The 21,658-nt window shown below is 47.3% G+C and carries 14 protein-coding genes; 5 read left to right on the plus strand and 9 right to left on the minus strand.

Translation table 11 applies throughout. From position 1 onward, the window contains the following. Window positions 1–73: 73 nt before the first annotated feature. The 4 genes from QUB20_RS00005 to QUB20_RS00020 form a co-directional block, all read right to left on the minus strand. Window positions 74–268 carry a DUF4079 family protein gene (locus tag QUB20_RS00005; protein ID WP_333245387.1) on the minus strand — a complete coding sequence of 65 codons (195 nt, stop codon included), beginning with the start codon at window positions 266–268 and terminating at the stop codon, window positions 74–76. Between the two features lie 19 nt (window positions 269–287). After that, window positions 288–1,448, minus strand: coding sequence for an ATP-binding protein (locus QUB20_RS00010; protein WP_333244158.1), 1,161 nt, complete (start codon window positions 1,446–1,448; stop codon window positions 288–290). Further along, window positions 1,445–1,816, minus strand: a complete 372-nt coding sequence (locus QUB20_RS00015; protein WP_333244161.1) for a response regulator — start codon at window positions 1,814–1,816, stop codon at window positions 1,445–1,447. Before QUB20_RS00015 ends, QUB20_RS00010 begins: the two co-directional genes overlap by 4 nt. A gap of 409 nt (window positions 1,817–2,225) precedes the next feature. Then, a complete protein-coding gene (locus tag QUB20_RS00020; RefSeq protein ID WP_333244164.1) occupies window positions 2,226–3,689 on the minus strand; it encodes an ATPase domain-containing protein in 1,464 nt (487 codons plus the stop codon). A gap of 97 nt (window positions 3,690–3,786) precedes the next feature. Between QUB20_RS00020 and QUB20_RS00025 the strand changes: the two genes are divergently transcribed. The 3 genes from QUB20_RS00025 (at window position 3,787) to QUB20_RS00035 (ending at window position 7,953) form a co-directional block, all read left to right on the plus strand. Further along, window positions 3,787–5,247: an FAD-binding oxidoreductase gene (locus tag QUB20_RS00025; RefSeq protein ID WP_333244167.1), complete on the plus strand. Its 1,461-nt coding sequence runs from the start codon at window positions 3,787–3,789 to the stop codon at window positions 5,245–5,247. A 374-nt stretch (window positions 5,248–5,621) separates the two neighbouring features. Further along, window positions 5,622–7,031: a heterodisulfide reductase-related iron-sulfur binding cluster gene (locus tag QUB20_RS00030; protein WP_333244170.1), complete on the plus strand. Its 1,410-nt coding sequence runs from the start codon at window positions 5,622–5,624 to the stop codon at window positions 7,029–7,031. Window positions 7,032–7,257: 226 nt separating this feature from the next. Beyond that, the gene (locus QUB20_RS00035) at window positions 7,258–7,953 is read left to right on the plus strand and encodes a Uma2 family endonuclease (protein WP_333244173.1); all 696 of its coding nucleotides are present in this window, start codon (window positions 7,258–7,260) and stop codon (window positions 7,951–7,953) included. Window positions 7,954–8,058: 105 nt separating this feature from the next. Here QUB20_RS00035 and QUB20_RS00040 read toward each other — a convergent pair whose 3' ends face one another. Beyond that, window positions 8,059–10,287, minus strand: a complete 2,229-nt coding sequence (locus QUB20_RS00040; protein WP_333244176.1) for a hypothetical protein — start codon at window positions 10,285–10,287, stop codon at window positions 8,059–8,061. Window positions 10,288–10,990: 703 nt separating this feature from the next. Between QUB20_RS00040 and QUB20_RS00045 the strand changes: the two genes are divergently transcribed. Next, entirely contained in the window at window positions 10,991–11,506 is a 516-nt protein-coding gene (locus tag QUB20_RS00045; RefSeq protein ID WP_333053082.1) for a phycobiliprotein lyase, read from the plus strand. A gap of 25 nt (window positions 11,507–11,531) precedes the next feature. Here the strand turns inward: QUB20_RS00045 and QUB20_RS00050 are convergent, their stop codons facing one another. From QUB20_RS00050 to QUB20_RS00065, 4 genes are all read right to left on the minus strand, one after another. Continuing rightward, a complete protein-coding gene (locus tag QUB20_RS00050; protein WP_333209691.1) occupies window positions 11,532–12,203 on the minus strand; it encodes a hypothetical protein in 672 nt (223 codons plus the stop codon). 131 nt (window positions 12,204–12,334) lie between these two features. Further along, complete coding sequence (locus tag QUB20_RS00055; RefSeq protein WP_333244179.1) at window positions 12,335–14,863, minus strand: DUF3769 domain-containing protein; 2,529 nt, start codon at window positions 14,861–14,863, stop codon at window positions 12,335–12,337. A 444-nt stretch (window positions 14,864–15,307) separates the two neighbouring features. Continuing rightward, the gene (locus tag QUB20_RS00060) at window positions 15,308–15,424 is read right to left on the minus strand and encodes a photosystem II reaction center protein I (RefSeq protein WP_039887172.1); all 117 of its coding nucleotides are present in this window, start codon (window positions 15,422–15,424) and stop codon (window positions 15,308–15,310) included. A 73-nt stretch (window positions 15,425–15,497) separates the two neighbouring features. Further along, a complete protein-coding gene (locus QUB20_RS00065; RefSeq protein WP_333244182.1) occupies window positions 15,498–17,483 on the minus strand; it encodes a hypothetical protein in 1,986 nt (661 codons plus the stop codon). A gap of 343 nt (window positions 17,484–17,826) precedes the next feature. Between QUB20_RS00065 and QUB20_RS00070 the strand changes: the two genes are divergently transcribed. Continuing rightward, complete coding sequence (locus QUB20_RS00070) at window positions 17,827–21,633, plus strand: alpha-mannosidase (protein WP_333244185.1); 3,807 nt, start codon at window positions 17,827–17,829, stop codon at window positions 21,631–21,633. The last annotated feature ends 25 nt before the right edge of the window (window positions 21,634–21,658 follow it).

Consider the following 21,658-nt stretch of genomic DNA (forward strand, 5'->3'; position numbering starts at 1 on the left):
CCCGCCCGTCCTTTTTGGACGGGCGGGACGCCCATCCCACTTTCAAGAGTGGAAGTTATTTAATTCTCATTCCTTAGCAGAGAAATAGCAGCAGCGCGATGCAGTTTAAAACAGTGTAAATTTTCCGCCAGCGGTGCGATCGAGCATGATAAATTTCCGCTGCAATAGCCCACGAAAAAACCATCAAAAGCGTCCCATCGAGTCCGTAATAAAAATGAGAAACCAGCCATACATTATCACTGTGAAAAATCCCGTCTTGAAATCCCAAGAAAAAGCCTGCATCTAGTTTAAGGCGTTGCAGGCGACATTTGCTTTTTTCCTGGTTTTGCGATCGGCAGCGTTACTGTAAATGTACTGCCAACGCCTTCTTCACTGGTCAAAGTAATTTCGCCACCCTGCAAGTCCACGCATTTTTTAACAATGCTCAGCCCCAGTCCAGTACCGGGAATTCGACCGACATTTTTAGCCCGGTAAAATGAATCAAATAACTGTTCTTGGTCGGCGACAGGTATGCCAATTCCTGCATCCTGTATCGAAAAAATAGCCTCAGTTTCAGTAAGTTTGAATTCAAAAATTACTTCAGTATTTGGGGGAGAATACTTAATAGCATTGGACAGCAAATTCCCCAGAATTCGCCGGAGCAAGCTTACCTCCAAACAGGCCATCGCGGATTGATGGTGATTGACAAAAATCAGCGTCACCCGATCATTTTCAGGTTTCAAATTCAGGCTGCTCTGAAATTCCTCTACCAACTCATTACACAACTTTGCTAAGTCTATCGGTAGCAAGGAAAAGCCTGTTTTTCCCGACTCAACACGCCCCAGCAGCAGAACATCATCTAATAACAAATCTATACCTTTGGCGGCTGCTTGAGTTTTGTCTAGAAGTTCTTGTGTTTTCTCCTCTGTTAATGTCAACTTGTACTTGCTAAGAAGTTGTGTAGTGCCGATGATGAAATTCAAAGGATTGCGAACGTCGTGGGCAATCATGTACAGCAGAGATGTTTTCATCTCATTGAGTTCTTGGGCTGTTTGCAGAGTGCGATCGAGTTGGTCGTGAGACAATTTGAGAGTTAAAGACAACTGGCGCGATCGCAGCAAAATCTCCACCCGCGCTTGCAATTCAATCTTCTCGATCGGAGCGATAATCAAATCGTCAATACTTTGCCAAATAAATTGCGTTGCCATCCCTACATCCGAGCGGGATGTAATCAAAAGAAAAGGCAAGCATACCGGGTGTTCTGCCTGTTTTTGGGCGGCAACCCATTGCCAGTGGCGTTTCAGGGAAATACCGTCAATTATCGCCAGGTCAAAAGATTGATTAAATGGTAAAAACTCCTCACTATTTTCTGTTGAGTGTGGCAGCAATACCTCATAATAAACTGCTAGCCATTCTAATAACAGGCGGCGATTTTCTTTCTGTTCGACAAGCAATAAAATTTGACTCACGCAGATTCTCCTAGCAAGCTGTGAACAATTCCCAGCAAATCTCTAACTATCAAAGGTTTTACCAACATATTCCGCGCCCCGTGGCAGAGGCTTTCGTGCTGAATGGCAGCGCTTTGTTTGGGCGAGAGTATCAGAAAAGGGATGTGGTGATTTCGCAGTTGTTCGCAGCACTCCCAAATCCGGCGGTCGAAACCAGAAATATCTACTAAAGCCATCCCGATCCTAGCAGGCTGACTGATAGCTTGTGCAACATCTTCATAGTTATAAGCCGCGATCATCTGGTATCCTTCTTTATTGAGAAATTGTGCTAATAGTTCCAAGTTTCGCTGATTGCGGTCTACGGCTAAAATTATTGAGTTGCCAGTCATTTATCAGCTTCCTGTGAATACGGGTTATAACCATTTTAGATTTTAGATTTTAGATTTTAGAATGGGGAGTGAGTGATTATATATGGGTTGGGATGTGGCATAAAGTTGGATTCTTTTTTTATCTGGTATTAGCTTACTTTTCGGCGAGGGATTACATAGGTTTTCAGTTGAGTGAAGTACAGATGCTGGGGTACAGGACACGGCCGCGTACCCTGTACTCCTACTGTATTTCATAGAATTGAAAACTACACTACGATAAAAGTCGAAAAATACACAAATTTACCAATATATTTAAGTTTTCCAGGACTTAGGCTAGTGGTGAGGTGCGCGGTGCGCCCCCTACTCATTAGTAGATTCACGACTGCGAAATTAGCTGCACTTGCCCAGAAACAGCACGACCAATCCCGATTCAATCTTCATCCGCTTCCCCCTCAATCCACACCGGCGCCGAACTCAAAATGCCACGCAGCCCCGCTATCGGTTTGCTGACTTTGATGCCGTAGCGAGTAATATCGAGTTCTCGCAGAGTTCTCTCGAAATTGCTGACTCGTTTTTTAATTACTCCGATCGCCTTGCGGATTTCTGTCCTATTATGCAGTTGGCGTTCCAGATAGCGTATAAACAGAAGATTATCCGCCAAATAGCTAATTCCGATCTCGGTCAGCCGAAAATCTCCGCTAATGGCTTCTACCTCATTAATCAAGATAACGGTGACTCCCATATTCTTCAGATACTTGCACAAAGCGTGCAAATTGTTCACCAAATCTTGCCCCTGCATCGAAAGCTGATAGCCAGAAATACTGTCAATCATCACAATCCGCGTCTTTTCCTGCTCCACCTCCTGCCGTACCATACAGGCAAACTGATCCGGCGAGTACAGCAAAGGTTCCACGGGTATCACCGAAAGACTTCCTTGCCCCATCATCGCCCCAACCGGGATGTTAACTGATTCGCAGCGCTGCAGCAGAGTAGAAGTTGACTCCTCAAAAATGTAAACTACCGAGCGCTCCCCCCTTCCTGCGGCTTCCTTCATAAACTGAATGCCCACCGTCGTTTTACCCACGCCACTAGGCCCGCTAATCACCGTCACAGTCCCCCGTTCCAGTCCCCCGTGCAGTAGTTCGTCAATTTCTGGAACCCCAGAAGAAATCGCTTCCGCAACAAAATCCTGTTGAAAGTTGTCTGGAAGCAGTCGCGGAAATACCTCCATACCAGCCTGAGTCAGGCGCAGCGAATGGCGGCCGCTGCGGAAGTTGGAGCCTCGCAGCTTGGTGACAGTCAGGGCGCGTCCTTCAGGGCGCAGTTCTAAATAAATTACCCCGTCGCTGATGAATTGCAAATCGTCATCGGGAGCACTTGAAGTGCCTTCGGAGGTAAACACCACCGTCGCCCCCCCTTCCACCAAAAACCGCAGAAAAGACAAAACTTGCTTGCGAAACTGAAACTCATCCGCAGCTAAGTAGCGAAATTGAGTGATTGCGTCCAAAAACACCCGTTGTGGCTTGACAGCTTGGACTCGCTCGATAATCTTTTGTGTAGTCGGTTCTCGCTCAACCTCGGAGGGGGAGAAAATGTCATAAGTTTGAACTTGGGTAAAAAATTCTGAGGATGGGCTCAAATCGAGGAACGCCATCGCTTCCATATCAAAACCGAGACTTGTGGCATTGGCCCGCAATTGCGCTTCCGGTTCTCCTAAAGTAATAAACAGGGGCGTTTCTCCCAGAGCCACACCTGCTGCCAAAAAGTGAAAGCCCAGTGTAGTCTTGCCAGTACCCGGGCCGCCGCGCACCAGATAAGAGCGTTGAGGAATTAGGCCACCGCCAATCACTTCGTTGAGACCGGTAATTCCCAGAGAAATTCGGTTTTGAGACATTTGTTTCTTCATGTTTTGAATATCGGGCCCGTATTAATATTTAATGGTTTTAGGCAGTGTTTTGATAATTTTTTTTACCGGGCGTCTGATAACCTTCATGAAATCTTTTTCTACCGAAAATTACGTAAGCATACAAGAATTAGAAATTATTGTCGGGGCTGCTAGCATCTGTCGCTGGCAAGATACAGAGCCATTTTGGCAAGAACGGGTAGAAAAAGCAGTTGCCCCCGACACGAAAATAGATTGTACTGTTTACCCCAATACTCAGGAAGAACTGGCGGCTGTCATTGCTTGGGCACAGCAACATCGCTGTGCAGTCTTGCCTTGTGGCAGTGGCAGCAAACTTGATTGGGGCGGTTTAGTTAAATTAGACTCCGATCCCCCCCAGCCCAGGGCGGGCACGGGGGCACCGCCCCTACAAAGGGGGGAGAATTCACTCAAAGTCCCCCTTCTTAAGGGGGATTTAGGGGGATCTCCGGGTTTGAAAACACGCCCAAATCCTCCTGATGCAGCGGCGCTTGTGGCTGTCAGCACTTCGCGCCTCAATCGGCTTGTAGAACACGCTGTGGGCGATTTAACCGTGACTGCGGAAGCGGGGATGAAGTTTGCGGATTTGCAGCAAATTTTAGCTGCGGCAGGTCAATTTTTGCCGATCGATCCAGCATATCCGCAACAGGCAACTTTGGGCGGCCTTGTCGCTACTGCTGATGCGGGTTCCTTGCGGCATCGCTATCGGGGGGTGAGAGATTTGCTATTGGGAATTACCTTTGTGCGATCGGACGGTAAAATTGCCGTAGCCGGAGGTCGAGTTGTTAAAAATGTCGCCGGCTACGACTTGATGAAACTGTTTACTGGTGCTTACGGCACATTGGGCGTCATAAGTCAAGTAACTTTCCGAGTTTATCCACTGCCTGAATCATCGGGAACCGTAGTGCTGACAGGGGAAGTTAATGGTTTGTCCCAAACGGCTCAAATCTTATTATCCTCTGCTTTGACACCAACAGCCGTTGATTTGCTGTCACCTGAATTAGTCGCAAAATTAGGCTTAGGAAAGGGCACGGGATTAATCGTTAGATTTCAAAGTATCGCAGAAAGTGTTAAACAACAATCAGCCCGCTTGCTGGAAGTTGCCGAAAAGTTGGGTTTGCAAGGCACTAGCAGCAGGGAAAATGATGAGCATCAGTTATGGCAAAGATTGCCAGAAACAATGTGGGATTCTGGCACAAAGTCGGCAATTATTTGCAAAATAGGAATCAGACCGTCGGAAGCTGTAACGGCCATTAACGAATTGCCGGTACAGGACGCTTGGATTCATGCAGGCAGCGGTTTGGGGGTTTTGCGGTTTGAGACTGCGACGGCCCAAACGCTGTTGCAGGTACGCAGAGGGTGCGAAGCTAAAGGCGGTTTTCTGACTGTTTTAGCAGCGCCGACCGACATCAAGCAACAGTTAGATGTTTGGGGCTATACTGGAAGTGCGATCGATTTAATGCGCCGGATAAAACAGCAGTTTGACCCGGAAAATCTTTTGAGTCCCGATCGTTTTATCAGCGGTATTTAGTTTAAAGTTTATAGTCAGGACTTCAGTTTCATTGGTGTCAACTTAGGAATGAGAATTAAATAACTTGCATTTTTTGTAGGTTGGGTTGAGGAACGAAACCCAACCCCACGCTTGATTGTTGGGTTTCGTGCCTCAACCCAACCTACGGAAGTTATTTAATCCACGATCCTTAACGTCTTATGTAGTACCGATCTACTGTTTGACGATTAGACTCTAGATCCCCCCTAGCCGCCCTTAAGAAGGGGGGACAGGAAATGCTCAAAGTCAACCCCTACTCCCCTTATTAAGGGGGATTTAGACTCAGCTAAAAGCAAGAATTATCAAGGGTTTTAGGCGATAGTCACTAGGAACCAAAACAATTAGGTAATATATATATGCAAACTTCAGAAAAATCTCAAGTTCCCAGCGACAATTTAAGACCTGCCAAAGAAAGCAATTTTATAGCACAAAATCCCCACTTACAAACCCTCGAAATCCCAGGTTTCGACGCGAACAATCCGCCCGATCCGAAATTAATCGACACTTGCGTACACTGCGGCTTTTGTTTGTCAACTTGTCCGAGTTATCGCGTACTCGGCAAAGAAATGGATTCCCCCAGAGGCCGCATTTATTTAATGGATGCAATTAACGAAGGCGACGCACCTTTAAACGAAGCAACCTCACAGCATTTCGATACTTGTTTGGGCTGTTTGGCCTGCGTTACAACTTGCCCTTCTGGAGTTCAATACGACAAGTTAATTTCCGCAACTCGCCACCAAGTTACTAGAAATCAGGAACGCACTTTTTCCGACAATGTAATTCGCACTCTGATTTTTAATCTCTTCCCTTATCCTCACAGATTGCGGCCTTTGCTGGTACCGCTGTTTATTTATCAAAAATTAGGACTGCCAAAACTTGTCCGCCAAACAGGTTTGCTGAAAAAAGTCTTTCCCCGCTTGGCGGCGATGGAATCAATTTTGCCGAAAGTTACTGTCGATTCTTTCCGGGATAATTTACCAGAGGTAATTCCGGCACAAGGGGAGAAACGCTATCGAGTCGGCGTGATTTTAGGCTGCGTGCAGCGGCTGTTATTTTCGCCAGTTAATGAGGCTACTGTGCGTGTTTTGACGGCTAACGGTTGCGAGGTTGTGGTTCCTAAAAGTCAGGGATGCTGTGCTGCTTTGCCGGAACACCAAGGCCAAGCCCAACAGGCGAAAGCTTTGGCGAGGCAAATGATTGATAGCTTTGAAAATACGGGTGTTGATTTTGTGATTATCAACGCTGCTGGGTGCGGTCATACTTTGAAAGAATACGGTCATATTTTAGCAGATGACCCGCAATATCGGGAGAAAGCTGAGAAATTTGCTGCTAATGTTAAGGACGTGCAAGAGTTTTTGGCAAGTGCGGGAATTACGGCAAAACTCAATCCTTTGATTGAGGGAGATTTGACAATTGTTTATCAGGATGCTTGTCATTTGTTGCACGGCCAAAAAATTAGTTTGCAGCCGCGTCAGTTGCTACAACAAATTCCGGGGGTGAAGTTAAAAGAACCTGTGGATGCGGCTTTGTGCTGCGGGAGTGCGGGGGTTTACAATATGCTTCAGCCGGAGGTTGCTGATGAATTGGGAGTGCAAAAGGTGGAGAATTTGCTGAATACTGGGGCGGAGTTGATTGCTTCTTCTAATCCGGGTTGTTCTTTGCAAATTAAGAAGCATTTGGAGTTGCAGGGAAAAACAGTTACTTTAATGCACCCAATTGAGCTTTTGGATTATTCGATTCGCGGGGTGAAGTTGCTGAGGAAGTAGTTTTGTAGGGCGGGCGGTGTCTGCCCTATTTTCGCTGCTGAGTGAGATTTTTTTTATGAACCGCAGAGGGCGCAGAGGGCGCAGAGGAAGAGAAGAGAGAGAAATATGAATAGGTTATTGTATTGAGAAAGTACGCGCGGCTTAGCTATCCCGCTCTTAATCGCACTTTTCACTCTTCCTACAAGCTAAAATTAAATTAAACAGTCCCTAACCCCGGACAACAGTTATGGTAACTCAACTCAAGTCTCCTCAAAAACCTGATGTAATTTACCCCGACAGCGACGGCGAACCAATGTCAGACAATACCAAACAATTTCGCTGGATACTCATCATTCAACAAAATTTAGCGTGGCTATTTGCGGACGACCCGAATGTATTTGTCGCCGGAAATTTGCTGTGGTATCCTGTTGAAGGAGATAACAAAACTTCTATCGGCCCGGATGTGATGGTAGTCTTCGGTAGACCGAAAGGAGATAGAGGTTCTTACCAGCAGTGGGAAGAAGAAAGTATCGCGCCGCAAGTAGTGTTTGAAATTCTTTCTCCCGGCAACAGGCTAACAGAAATGAATAAAAAACAGGTATTTTACGATCGCCACGGGGTAGAGGAATATTACCTGTACGACCCGGAACGCAACGATTTCAGCGGTTGGATGCGTTCACAGGGGCGTTTGGACGTAATTGATGCGATCGAAAATTGGGTCAGTCCCCGACTGGGAATTCGCTTTGATTTGTCGGGTGAAGAGTTGCAAATTTATCGCCCTGACGGCCAACCGTTTACAAGTTATGAGGATGTTTCTCGCAGCTTGGAACAAGAACGACTGCGGGCAGAACAAGAACGACTGCGGGCAGAACAAGCTGAACAGCGGGCTGCTGTCCTAGCAGAAAGACTGCGATCGATGGGAATTGACCCGGAACAATTGTAAACTAGATGGGGGAAAAGACCATCGCACTTTTAAATTTTAGCAAAAGTGCGATCGGCATAACAACTAATGAGTCATGACTAATGACTAATGACTAATGACTAATGACTATTTCTCCTCTTCTAACCTCAAAAAATGCACCTGTCCCGAAGCTTCCGCCACTAAGATTGTCACCCCATCCGGTGCAATAGCGCAAGCTTTCAAAGCACTATCTCCGCTGAAACTAGCAATTACTTCTCGACTTAATAAATCCCAAACTTTGAGAGTATTATCGTCCGAAACAGAAATGGCTTTTGTTCCCATAGTCGCCACCGATGTTACCGCATCAGCATGACCGGCCAAAGTAAAAACTTCTTTTCTACTTGACAAATCCCAAACTTTCAAATTCTGTTCCCGCCCTCCTGAAATCGCCCATTTGCCATCCGCCGTAACTGCCACAGCATTCACAAAACTCTCATGACCTTTGAGAGTGAAAAGTAGATTTTTGACGGCTAAATTCCAGAAATTTGCCAAAATATTCTTTTCTTTACCCAAACTCCAAACTTTCAGAGTTTGGTCGCCGGAAGCCGAAATAACCCGCTTGCTGTCGGGAGTAACTGCCACAGCTTTTATCCCGTCCTCATGACCTAAAAAAGTAAAAACTTCCTCTCCTGTTTCTAGATTCCAAACTTTAATAGTTTTGTCTCCAGAACCGGAAATCGCCATCGTTCCGTCTGGCGTCACTGCCACAGAATTTACCCAGTCTGTGTGACCCGTGAAAGTAAAGATTTCCTTTCCGGTTTCTATATCCCAAACTTTCACAGTTTTGTCGCCGGAACCCGAAACTACTCGCTTGCTATCCGGTGTGATTGCGATCGCTTTTACCCAATCTTGATGCCCCGAAATAGTTAAAATTTCCTGTCCGTTTTCAAGATTCCAGACTTTAATGCTGTTGTCTCCTGAACCGGAAATCGCTTTCGTACCATCCGCCGTCACTGCTACGGCATTTACCCAGTCATCGTGACCTGCAAATGATAAATTTTCTTGGCCTGTTTCTAAGTGCCAAACTTTGAGAGTTTTGTCAGAGGAACCAGAAACTATCCTCTTGCCGTCCGGGGTAACGGCCACAGCATTCACTGGGGCTATGTGATTGGTAAAAGTGAAAAGTTCTTCTTTTGTTTCGAGATTCCAAACTTTCAGCGTTTTGTCGCCGGCAGCCGAAATTACCCGTTTGCCGTCCGGGGTAACAGCCACAGCTTGAACGAAACTGCTGTGTTTTCCTAAAGTAAAAAGTTGCTTTCTTTCTGACAAACTCCAGACTTGAACAGTTTCGTCGTAGCTGCCGGAAATTATTTTTTCGCCGTCGGGAGTAACGGCTACACTTTTTACCCAGTCTGTATGACCGGTGAGAGTAAAAAGTTCTTTTCCGGTTTCTATGTTCCAGACTTTCATGCTGTTGTCTCCCGACCCGGAAATCAACCGTTTGCTATCAGGACTTACTGCTACGGACTGGACAAAACTGCTGTGACCTTTGAAGTTAAAAATTACTTCCCTGCTTGTCAAATCCCAAACTTTAATACTGCCATCCCAAGAACCTGAAATTACTCGCTTGCCGTCGGGAGTTACTGCTACTGCTTCTACGGCAAAAGTATCGCCTGCAAAGGTAAATATTTCTGTCGCTGTTTCTAAATCCCAAATTTTAATTGTATTGTCCCAAGAACCGGAAATTACTTTAGTACCGTCGGGGGTTACAGCTACAGCATTGACGTAGGTAAGATGACCTTTGAGGGTGCCAAGTTCTTCTCCTGTTTCTAAGTGCCAAATTTTAAGAGTGTGGTCGGAGGACGCAGAAATTGCCCGCTTGCCGTCGGGGGTGATTGCTACACCTTGTACCCAGTCTGTATGTCCGGTGAGGGTACGCAGCAATCTCCCGCCGGGAGGGGTAAAGCTGGGCGTTAGCGGTCGCAGCCAGGGGGTTGTTTGATGTTTTGCCTGTGCTAGCAGGGCTTGAATTTCTGGACTTTCAAAGCGCATCAAGCGGGCTATTAGTTGGGTGGCTAGTTGGCTTTTATCTGCGGCTAGAATGTGGGCTGACAGCCGAATTGCTTCTTGGATTAATTTGAGTCGATCGGCTTTTTGGTCTGAAATAATATCGGGACTTGTTGCTAAATCGTAATCTTCTATTAGCGCCTGTACTCCCGATGCTGACAGCTTGGCTTTAATAAAATTGTAATCTGTTAGTAAGCTGTATAATTTTTCGGAGTCTGAAGTCGCTGCTAGCTGACTGGGCAATATTCCCAGGTAGTTCGTCTGTTCTGCGGGCTGGATTTGATCCAGCCCTTGTTTAAACTCGGTCATAAATTTACGGATGTGTTCTTTAAATGTATACGATCGCTAGCTGCACCCTACCGAAAAGCCGATCGAGAATCTTTTCTCTTAGACTTAGCATGACATATTTGAATGCTATGTGCTATAGGCTTGCTGTCCTCGGTTTGGTGATGGTTCGATGAATTGCTTGTTTTTTAGTCGAAGTCTGCTTTGAGAATTTTCAAGCAGTGCGATTACAATAAATCGCGGCCAATATAATTCAACTCAGCAACGCCCAATTTACCGATTGAGCGACAAAAGCTGACATATATCTTTGTTTTTCTTAACATAGCGGCTCTTTGGGCAATGGTCGATCGATAAACACTCTCAAGCTAAAAATTTTCAGGTATCGCAATCCTATTGAAAGTGCGAAAAAGACTTTTTATAACGAAACATGATGGCGGATGCTCTAATTTTCTCTCAAGTCGGCCACATCAGGGAGGCAGATGTCCCCCTGGTTGGGTTTGCTACCAGGGCGGCATCTGCAATCTGTTTCACCTAAAGCTCTCAGAAAGCTTTGCAGGTGCGCCCCCTTCCTCTAAAATATAGAAAAGGACTTGCACTATTAAACCGGGTTTCTAGACAAAATCATTGGTTTGACCGCTAGGTACGTAGGAAGAAACCGGGTTTCTGACTCCATAGCGCGCAAGTCACGATCGCAAATAAAGCAGTATTGACTTTAGAGACAAATTTCATGGATGTTATCGAGTTTTTCGAGTTAAGTGCAGGTAAATGGTTTTCTCAGCGTACCGTACACAATCTCCATTCTGGGGAATTGCAGGCAGGTAAATCCGACCTCAAAATAGAAATACTGACAGCTAGCGATGCAGCAGTCGTTAAACTTTGCCAACAACACTCGATTAACCCGGCTTCAACTAAGCTAACTAGCGTTCGGATTAGTTGGGACGGTATTCCCGATCGCGACCAAGCTAAACAAATCGGTTCTACAATACTAGCGATCGTACCTAATCCCGACAATCCCAGCGAAGGCAAAGTGTTGCAAGACAAGGGTAATAGTCGCTACGTGATGGGCGACGACGTGCTGACATTGATTACAGAATCAGACACCCTCCATGCGGAAGAAAGGCTGTGGTATCTCATGCCCAATTTGCGGCTGCGGACTAGCGTTGTTAAGCAAGCTAACGGTACGGAACAAGCTTCTTTTTGTTCGGAAATTCGGATGGGAGTAAGTGCCCCAAGTGAAAAGTGAAAAATAACTATATAGTTCCCAAAGTTTACACTCTATTTCTGCTTTCTCCCTTCTTTCTTCGGCCTTCTCTGGCAATCGCTTTTAACTTGGTATGAAAATCAGTGTGTTTGACAACTGGGAATGATTTTGCCACAGGTTTGTCCGCTAATTTGTGCTCGGCTTCGGCTCGATCGGCGAGGGCAGTAACAGCCACATCTTCATATACTACAAATTCTGTATTTTCTTTGGTGCGATCGTCGGCAGCAGGTAATTTTCCTGTTTCCTGGGCCTCTGTGTTTGGGACTTCTGCTTGAAGCGCCACATCCAGTTGCGCCTCTGACGGCCCACGCAAATCTAACTCTGCGGCACTTACTTCCGGTTCCTGGTGCGATAAAAGTATATCTTCCGGTGACAGTTGAGCAGCACTTTCCCCGGTTAAATTTTGAGGAAAATTATTGCATACCAAGCGTTCAAACTCGCGATTGAAATGATAGAGAGGTTGACCTATCCGATGCCACATACTCAATAGCTGTCCCACAGAAACAGCCTTGTAGCGCCCTTGATAAAGCGCTTCAACCACTGCTAAACGCAGCCAATAGCCGGGATACTTGGTCAGCCATTCACCCGCCAATTTCTCGGCTTTTTTGCCACCTAGGTCAAAACCGTAGTGAACCAGCAGAGCCGCTGCTTGTGCAGATATTGCGGTCACTTCTGTCATGTGTTGTCTGTTGACTGTTGACTGTTGACTGTTTTCTGTTGACTGTTTTCTGTTGACGGTTGGTTCAAAATTCCCAATGACCAATTCCCAATGACCAATTCCCAATCACTAATTACCAATTACCAAGTGAATTAATCGGATAAACGCACTCCTCCTTCTACAGTTCGCGCGTCCCCGGAAAAAGGTTGGGGAGTCCCATTCCAGTTGAAGTCGCTAATTCTAAAAGTCAGGCTGCCGACTTGACGCTCAGGATTAAAACGCAAAATGATTGCGTAGCTGCGGCGGCTGTATTCTAGAGTGTAATTCGTACTGATTGTTTCCCCGCTTTCTAAATTAATAGCACTTTGAAATCCAACTCGAAAGCCTCCGTAAACTTGCTGGACAAGTCCAAAAGACAGGACTCTCAAATCTACTAGGCGATCGAATAAAAACGGCGATACACCGTCGCGCCCCACTTGGGTATAAGTCACGTTAAACCCAGTGTAATCGAGGAAAGGGCGGGAGAAATGACCGAACTGCCCTTGAATGCCGACGCTGGGGGCGAGGGAATTTTGTCGATCGCCACTGCTGTAATAAGTACCAACTCCCCGGAGTCCCAAGGCCAGTTGCAAGAAAGGAACCACCGGCGTCCGCGTATACCTCAAACCCTGGGTGGGAGTGCGGGGCAGCGGTTCGCCCTCCCACAAGTTGAAGCCGCGGCTTAAGGCAAAGCTGAGTTGGGAACGGCCCAGATCGATGCGGTTGTTTTCCCGCACTGGTTCGAGCAAGTCTGGTCGATCGGTGTCAGCATTGATAAATTGATACCCAGCTTGGTAGCTGAGATTGATGCCCGTGCCTCCGAGTGGGATGACTGGGGAAGTCAGGACTGCCCCCAGGCTGCTCTGCACGGTTTGAAAGCCCAGAGAACCGTTAAACAGTCGATCGCGATAACTGTATTCTGCTGCCAGAGTGTGAGTGCCGATCAACTGTCGCAGGCGCAAATTGCCCCGAAAGCTGTCTTCCGGCAAGTTCGGGAAATTTTCAAAACTCAGAAATATTGCCGATCCGTCCAGCCTGGTACGCGGGCCCAGACTAGCGCCCAACCTCGCTTTCAGCCCGTAGCTGTCGGGAGAAAACGGATTGCCGCCGTTCTCTGCCACGATCCGCTGCAGGTAAATTTGGGGTGTCAGAGTCAGTCGCACCGGCCCGTTTTGCAACACCTCAAAACCGCACTCGGCATACAAACCGCCGCGTTCGCCCCCGTCGTAGCCAAAGGTCAAACACGGGCCGCTCTGCTGCCTGCTGTCAAACACTTGCCTGCGGGGATACACGGGTATTTTCACTCGGTTGTCGAACACCAAGCGGGGTTTCGTTGTGACTAATTCCTCTGCCGTGGGCGAAATCCTTCTAATCGTCGCCCTCCGGGCCCTGTATTCAAATTCCGGGGGGGAAAACGGGTCGTTAGTAAGCCGAATGTTGGTTGCTACCCTCGCGCCGTCTGGCAGCAGTTCGATGCGTTCTGCTTCAAAGCGGATGCGGTTGACGGCGCCGACCACTTGGGGGGCTGCTAGCTGTCCACCCCCACCGAGAGTCACTGTAGCAGCGCCGGGGGATCTGACTCCGCGCAGGGGCTGCTGGCTGGTAATTCGATCGCTCAGCGGCTGTTCGAGAATCGTCCCGGCACTGATATCTGTCGGCAGTGTGGGAGTCAATTCGCTACCTGCTGCGGGCAGGAATATTTCGCCTCTTGCTTGTTCGACTGCGCCGCTGTTGAGGCCGAGATTGAACTCCATCCGCTGGCCGCGCACTACTTGTTGCCCGCGGGTATAGGCGACATTGCCGGATGCTACCACTTGGCGGGTGACTAAGTTGACGATCGCTCGATCGGCATCAATCACAGTTTGCCGGAACCGCACAACGACATTACCAACCGCCGTCACAATTTGCTGCTGGTCGTCGAATTCTTGACTGTCAGCCTTAACTTCAATAATATCGGCCGGAGTCACCGGAAAAGGCACCGTCCGCTGAGAAGGGGCGGTGCGGACTCCCGGCGCGGCTGGTTTAGGTTTCGGTGTCGGCGCAGGGGGTGTTCTGGGTGCGGGGGCAGTTCCTGGTGTGGGAATGTCGAACTGCTGTTGCCCGCTAGGTGCTGGTTCTAGCGCGGGTTCGGGAACGGGAATCTCCGCAGGTTCGGGAGAGTTATCTTCTAACTGCCGACCTTGGGCCTGATACCAACTTTCCTGCTTTCCGGCAATATTTCTCTCCTGTTTTCTCTGCGCCTCTGCGGTTCGTTCCCGATTGCGAATGGCAATGGCATTTTCTACCGAACCCAATTGGTAAGCTGTAAACGAGGAATCTTTCGGAGTTTCCGCAGTTTCGGGTTCTTCCACAGGGGCCTGACGCTGAAATCCCACCACTGCGTGGCCACTTTCGACTTCCGCTAGGGGGTCGGCGATTTCTGGAGGCCCATCGGTGGCTGCGGTGGTGCCGAGGAGTGTGGCTGCGGGTTCTGCTGGGGCTGGTGTGGGTTCTGGCTGAACGATATCTGGGCTTGGTTCCGGTATTTCTGCGGGGTTGCGGAGGGTGTCTCCATCGCCGGCCGCGACAGTGAGGGCGACTTTTTTTGGCTTTGCGATGTAGATGATGCCAGGGGGTTCTGGCGGCGGTACCGGATAGGGCATAGTTACTACAGGTAAGTCATCCGATTTTAGATTTTAGATTTTAGATTTTAGATTTTATAGGGTGCAATTTATTGAAAATTTTGCATCTAAGAAGGTAACTGTTTAGAGATTAATCTGACATCTAAAATTTGCAGTGGCTTGGGCGCGCCGGAATAGGGCTGCTTTCAGAACTTGCTTCCGCCACAAGATAACCTCGCTGGCGGTGCGAGGTCAATCGATTTTAGATTTTAGATTTTAGATTTTAGATTTGAAGCATTTACCCCACGGATCAATTCGGGGGCTCCTTTATCGGATACAGGTTTTTTATTTCTGGACTGATGAATCAGGGGGCTTGTATCCTGGATGCTTGGATTGTCAAGTTTTGTCCGACTAATTTTTGCGGGTTTGTCGGCTGTTGCAGGGGCTGCGGTGACGCGCCCCTACTCTGCGGGCGAGATAAGTTGTTTATTCCATGTCTCTGCGGTTGGGGTTCCGGGCTGGGTCATTGGACAAAAATCCAAATATGAACAGGGAAACAAAAAATAAAACAACTACATTAACTACGATTTTGAGGGTTAGCACTGTGGGAGTCTCCAAAGATGGCATAATACTGAGCTGCTGCTGTTGCCGCAACTTTTTTATCATAAGCTAAAGATTAGTCAATTTTATCTTTGCTTTTGAGGATTTTTGGCAAGTTGATTTTTGCCCAATTCCAGAGTTGCTCGGCGATGTTTTCTAGTCGCAGCATGACTCGATCGAGCCATTCGAGCACTTGTTCTAGGGGGTGCTTAATGTATCCCATCGATTCTGCTTTTGTTTCTAAGTATTCGCCATCGGGGGGGACGCCTGCGCTGGGATTTTTGGGTTCAGCAGCAGCGCGGGTTGGGGCGGTGTATCTGCTGGTTTGCGCGGTGATTGCTGCTGGGGATTTGTTGTTTTGTGCGGTGTTCGGGTTGGTGTTTTTTGGCACTTGGGTTTCCGGCGCGCGCCCTGGGGTTGATTCTGCTGCGAGTGCAGAGCTATTTTTTTGAGTAACTGCTAAATCTGATAAATCAGATGCTGTTTGGGGTTGAGTATTTGGGCTTTTTGTCAGCAAGCTCTGTTTTAGCTGCCCCAGCAGGCGGTGAAGTGCTTCGGGGTAAGGGGAGATTGAGACTGCGGTCGATCGACCTTCGGGCAATTCTCCTACTTCTGCTATTTCCTGCTTGACTTTTGGGTTAGCTTGTGATATTAGGGTTTGAACTACTGCCTCTGGCTGGGAACTGCCGTCGATTAAATGCGGCGGTGCTGCTTCCCCGAATAAGTCTTGCCAGTTGAGCCACGGTCGATCGACCTCTGGGCTATTTTGGGTGTTTTCTTGTTCTTGTCGCTGTTTCAAATAATACTGAATTGCAACTGATTTCTCCGTATTATCACTGGCTGCCGTTTCTTTGCCCAAAAGGTGGTCTACTGACGACCAAATCATTTGTTCGATGTTTCTAGCGTATTTTTCGAGGATGTCACGGGCGGAAAAATCTACATTGGCATCTGTGCCGGATGTGTCAATTTTGACTCCGGGGGCTTCCGTGGGTGCGGCGGTTGTTTTTGCCGCTGGCGGGAGGGTTAATTCCTCGATGTTGACGGCGGCGCGATCGAGTAATGTAACAAAGGAGAGAGGAGTTGGGGGTCGATCGAACTTGCTGTTAAAATTAGTTTCTAGTTTTGGGGTATTGTGGTCGATCGAATTTGATGCCGCCATTGACTGCTGTGCGGTTTTTGCTTCGATCTGCGCGCGGGCTTTTTGGACTAGGATGGCATTGCGGTCGATCGATTTTTTAACTGCGAGGATTGATTCTCCAAACTGATTTCTTTTCAGAGCAACCGGACTCGTCTGAAGCCAGGCCATCAATTCCCAAAAACGACGCATCGGCGGTAACTGCGCTTTTTTCGCCGCTGACTCCAAACCGAGATTAAATTTTAATTCTTTTTGGGTAATTTCCCGTCGTTCCGGCCCGCTGTTGGCTACTTCCCAAGTTATGCAACCTTCAAGCATTTCCTGCTGTTCGGGTGTCAAAATATCTAATATCTGATTTTCTCTTCCCACCAATACTAAAGTGCGGGCTGGGATAAAACTGGCAATTCCCTCAACTTTCGGTTGCGGTTTTAATCCAGTTTTAGCAAGCGGGTGTTCTAAGACGGAAGTTGTTTGATGCTTGGCGATTTGTCCGCTAAAATTGATAGCTGGAGGTAAATCGCTAGCAGCATTTCCCTGATTAATTAACATCGGGAAGCTGGCTAAAGTTTTCGCAGTTTGCGACGATGTTAGTAAATTTTCGGCGAGGTGCAAAATTTCCGCGATCGAACTTTCGTCGGAAGTTTCGCCCTGATACCAATTTTGTGGCAAATCGGCATTTTCGTCACCGCCAAATTCTTGCAGTTCCGGTAAATCTATTTTTTGACTTGATGCCCGCAACTGTCGGCCCAGCATTCGGGAACTTTGCACCAGCAAATAAGCTGGATAAAGCAGAATTTGGGTGGCGGTGAGAGTTGTTTCTTTAATTTGACGCCAAGTTCGATCGCAATTGTCAGCGACTTGGCGGGACTGTTTCGATATAAAATTTAATAGTCGGCTTTGGTATGGGCCGTAGTAACCGTTGGACATAAGTTTAATTCTTGAATTCAGATTTTTGATTCGCGCCGGAATTGCTGAATATTGCTGTAAAATCAAAGCGATATCTTAATCGAAGCTTCAAACCCTCTGAAACCTTTATTTCTTCGCGTCCTACCCTTCGGGAACGGCTTCGCCGAACGCGTCTTCGCGGTTCGATATAAGATATTGCACCCATGTCAATAAGCCTTTTACTGGCTGCAGGATGCCCACCCCCTACTCCCCACAAGAAAATTCACTCTTTGTGGAACAGGCATCTTGCCTGTTCTTGAGAATAGTGCAAGATGTGAGTTCAATCCGATTTTTGATTAATACACAATTCCTATTTTAGCGAAATATGAGCGCTTCTGTGTCACCTGCTAGCAATAATATTTCTGAAGTTGTCGAGAAGTTGCGCCGCCTCAGCCAAGTGGAGGTTCAGTCTGGTTGGAGGTACTGCGATTCTGACTCGGCTGTCTCTTCGGTAAATATTTGTAACAGCCCCGTTGCCGAACTTAACGGGAAAGGACATATTGCTTGGCCGTCTGGGAAGCAAGTTTTGTATTTGGGCCAGCAATTTGTAATTCCTGACAATTTGCACGGCTATCCTGTGGTTGGTTTGCGGTTGCTGCTGGGTTTGACTTGGTGGGCTGAAGATGCTCAAATTTTTGTGAACGGCGAGTTAGTCGGACGGGGAGATTTATTTGATTTTGCCGATCGAGTTTTGTTGAGTTCGTCGGCTAATCCGGGAGATGAATTTTTAGTAATTTTGCGGTTGGTAAGTCCGGGTCACGATAACGGTGCTTTAGTGCGATCGATTTGTTTGTACGAAGCTGCTGATTCTTGTTGTTTCGATCCGGGTTTTGTGGCTGCCGAATTAGAGATTTTGCAAAATTCGCTTAGTCGAAATTTAGAAATTGAAAATTCCCAATACCTCCCCACAGAAACAATAGCAAATCGCCCCCGGTTTGTCAAGGGGGAAATGCTGAAATCTGAGATTGATTTGGCGATGGGTTTGATTGATTGGGCGGCGGTGGGCGATCGCGAAAAGTTCGATCGCTCGCTGTCTGTTTTGCGGCACAATTTACTGGGATATCTGCGGGCTTTTTCTGGGGATTTAGATGGGGGAACCGCAGAGGGCACAGAGGGCGCAGAGGGAGGAAGAAGGGAGGAAGTTTTTGAGGTGGGAGAAAGTAGCGATGCTACATCTATATATATAGGAGAAAGCGGCGAACTGACATCTTTTTCTGGGGATTTAGATGTGGGAACCGCAGAGGGCGCAGAGGGCGCAGAGGGAGGAAGAAGGGAGGAGGTTTCTCAGGTTGGAGACAATAGCAATGCTACATCTATATATATAGGAGAAAGCGGTGAGCTGACATCTATATATACAGGTAAAATCTATTTGGTGGGTCACGCTCATTTAGATTTGGCTTGGCTGTGGCCTGTCCCGGAAACTTGGGAAGCGGCACAGCGAACTTTTGAGTCGGTATTGAAATTGCAATCGGAGTTTCCCGATTTGATATTCTGCCATTCAACTCCGGCACTTTATGCTTGGATGGAAGAACATCGGCCGGACTTATTTGCTGCGATTAAAAAACAGGTGGCGGCGGGTTGCTGGGAAGTTGTCGGCGGGATGTGGGTAGAACCGGATTTAAACTTGATTTCTGCTGAGTCAATGGTGCGGCAAGTTTTTTATGGACAGCGTTATGCAAAAGAAAATTTTGGGGAATTGATGCGGGTAGCTTGGCTACCGGATACTTTCGGTTTTGGGTGGCAATTACCTCAGATTTTGCGGCAAGGTGGAGTTGATTATTTTGTGACGCAAAAGTTGCGGTGGAATGATACAACGGAATTTCCCTACGGTGTGTTTTGGTGGGAAGGGTTGGACGGTACTAAAATATTTAGTATGATGTCTCCTCCCATTGGTGAAGGCATAGAATCTGTGAAAATGGCAAGTTATGCTTTTGACTGGCAAGCTAAAACTAATTTGCCAGATGCTCTTTGGTTGCCTGGGGTTGGCGACCACGGCGGTGGCCCGACTCGTGATATGTTGGAGGTGGCGAAACGCTGGAAAATGTCGCCTTTTTTCCCGAAGTTGGAGTTTGCGAAAGCGGTTGATTATTTGTCTTTGATTGAGAGTCAGTTTTTGCCTGAAGTTGCGGAAAGTTCGCAGGAAAGCGATGTGGCCAAACCGGATAATCAGGAGATTTTGCGGGCGCAAGAATTGTCCAATTTGTCGGCAATTTCCGCAACTAAGCCAGAAAGCGATGTTTCAGAATCGGACAATCAGGAAAATTTGCCAGTTGTCGAAACCGTCGGGAATTTGTCGGCGCTAGAATTTTCAAACTTGTCGGCAATTTCGGATGCAAATCCTCCCATCTCACAACTCAAAACTCTTCCCGTTTGGAAAGACGAACTTTACTTAGAATTCCACCGGGGTTGCTACACGACTCGCGCCGACCAAAAACGACAAAACCGCCGCTGCGAAGAATTGCTCTACCAAGCGGAGTTGCTGTCTTCGCTGGCCACGATTTGTACTGGTGCGGTTTATCCAAAATCCGAGTTAGAGTCTGCTTGGAAACAAATTTTGTTTAACCAGTTTCACGATATTTTGCCCGGTTCTGCGATCGCCCAAGTTTATGCGGATGCTAATCTAGCCTTTGCTGAGGTCGATCGCACTTGTCGCGAAATCCTGCTAAAATCTTTGGATGCAATCTCGGCTCAAATTTCTCTCCCCTCCCCTCCTGGGCCCGACGCTCAACCAATTTTGATTTTCAATACCCTCAATTGGTCGCGCTCTGAGGTTGTCGCCGTACCGCTTCCCGATTCCGCTGATTCAGTTTGGCAAATTTACGATTTTTCCCGACGGCGACTGGCTTCGCAGATTGTCAGGGGCGATCAACCGCAATCGCACTCTACACTGTTATTCTGGGCAAATAATATCCCCGCCGTTGGCTACCAGGTGTTTTGGCTGTGTCGCGAAGACGCTCAAACTGTGGATAATGCGTCCGCGAGTCCAGAAACTGAAAAAAAGACAGATTTATCGAAACTTACATACGGTATAGCACAAAAAAACACACGTTGTCAAGAAACGCATTTTGCAGCCGCAGAAATGGTTCTAGAAAATGAATTTATTCGGGCAACAATAGACGGCAAAACTGGCAATTTATCGAGCATTTGGGATAAAGTAAATAACCGAGAAGTCCTGAATGCAGCAGGCGGCAATCAACTGCAAGCATTTCAAGACAGCGGCCAATATTGGGATGCTTGGAACATTGACCCAAATTATGAAAAACATCAATTACCCGCGCCGACACTGAAAGATATTGCCTGGATAGAGCAGGGAGAATTACGGCAGAGTTTGCGCGTAGTCCGACAAATTGGCAAGTCGGAGTTTTGCCAAGATTATATAGTAGAAATAGGTTCGCCGCTGCTGAAAATTAAGACAGTTGCAGATTGGCAAGAAACTCACGTTTTAGTAAAAGCAGCCTTTGGGTTGAATGTAGAAGCAGATTTTGCAACTTGCGAAATTCCCGGCGGTGCGATCGCACGCACAACCAAGCCGCAAACACCCGCCGAAAAAGCCAAATGGGAAGTGCCGATTTTGCGCTGGACTGATATCAGCAATGACGGTTTTGGAGTGAGTTTGCTCAATGATTGCAAATACGGTTGCGACCTTCAACCGAATCGAATTCGGCTGACTTTGCTTCGGGGTTCGACTTGGCCGGATGAACAAGCAGATTTAGGAGTTTCGGAATTTACTTGTGCAGTTTATCCCCATGCTGGAAATTGGCAAGAAGCCGGCACAGTTCGACAGGGGTACGAGTTGAATTTACCGCTGCTAGTAAAGGTGTTACCCAAGTTAGAGAAAAATGGCAACAAGACTCTGCCGACAGTTGGCAAGTTTTTGGATTTGTCCGCCGAAAATTTAGTGCTGATGGCTTTCAAACAATCGGAAGATGATTCTAATGTGTGGATTTTGCGGTGTTGCGAGTGTCACGGTGAAGAGGCGAAGTTGGAATTAAAGAGCGATTTGGGTTTGGCGATTAGTCAGCCTGTCGATTTATTAGAACAACCCATAAATTTGCCTCAAAAGTCAGACGATGGGACAAGTTTCACAATATCACCGTGGAAAATAGCGAGTTTTGCAGTCAATTTGTCATAAATAGTCCTGGACGCATCAACTAATT

Origin of the sequence: Microcoleus sp. B4-C2 (genome assembly GCF_036705265.1) — a bacterium.
Classification (GTDB): Bacteria; Cyanobacteriota; Cyanobacteriia; order Cyanobacteriales; family Microcoleaceae; genus Microcoleus.

Coding starts and splice junctions, on each gene's coding strand:
- QUB20_RS00015 (WP_333244161.1), bottom strand. CDS start 1,816: ATGACTGGCAACTCAATAATTTTAGCCGTAGACCGCAATCAGCGAAAC.
- QUB20_RS00020 (WP_333244164.1), bottom strand. CDS start 3,689: ATGTCTCAAAACCGAATTTCTCTGGGAATTACCGGTCTCAACGAAGTG.
- QUB20_RS00025 (WP_333244167.1), top strand. CDS start 3,787: ATGAAATCTTTTTCTACCGAAAATTACGTAAGCATACAAGAATTAGAA.
- QUB20_RS00030 (WP_333244170.1), top strand. CDS start 5,622: ATGCAAACTTCAGAAAAATCTCAAGTTCCCAGCGACAATTTAAGACCT.
- QUB20_RS00035 (WP_333244173.1), top strand. CDS start 7,258: ATGGTAACTCAACTCAAGTCTCCTCAAAAACCTGATGTAATTTACCCC.
- QUB20_RS00040 (WP_333244176.1), bottom strand. CDS start 10,287: ATGACCGAGTTTAAACAAGGGCTGGATCAAATCCAGCCCGCAGAACAG.
- QUB20_RS00045 (WP_333053082.1), top strand. CDS start 10,991: ATGGATGTTATCGAGTTTTTCGAGTTAAGTGCAGGTAAATGGTTTTCT.
- QUB20_RS00050 (WP_333209691.1), bottom strand. CDS start 12,203: ATGACAGAAGTGACCGCAATATCTGCACAAGCAGCGGCTCTGCTGGTT.
- QUB20_RS00055 (WP_333244179.1), bottom strand. CDS start 14,863: ATGCCCTATCCGGTACCGCCGCCAGAACCCCCTGGCATCATCTACATC.
- QUB20_RS00065 (WP_333244182.1), bottom strand. CDS start 17,483: ATGTCCAACGGTTACTACGGCCCATACCAAAGCCGACTATTAAATTTT.
- QUB20_RS00070 (WP_333244185.1), top strand. CDS start 17,827: ATGAGCGCTTCTGTGTCACCTGCTAGCAATAATATTTCTGAAGTTGTC.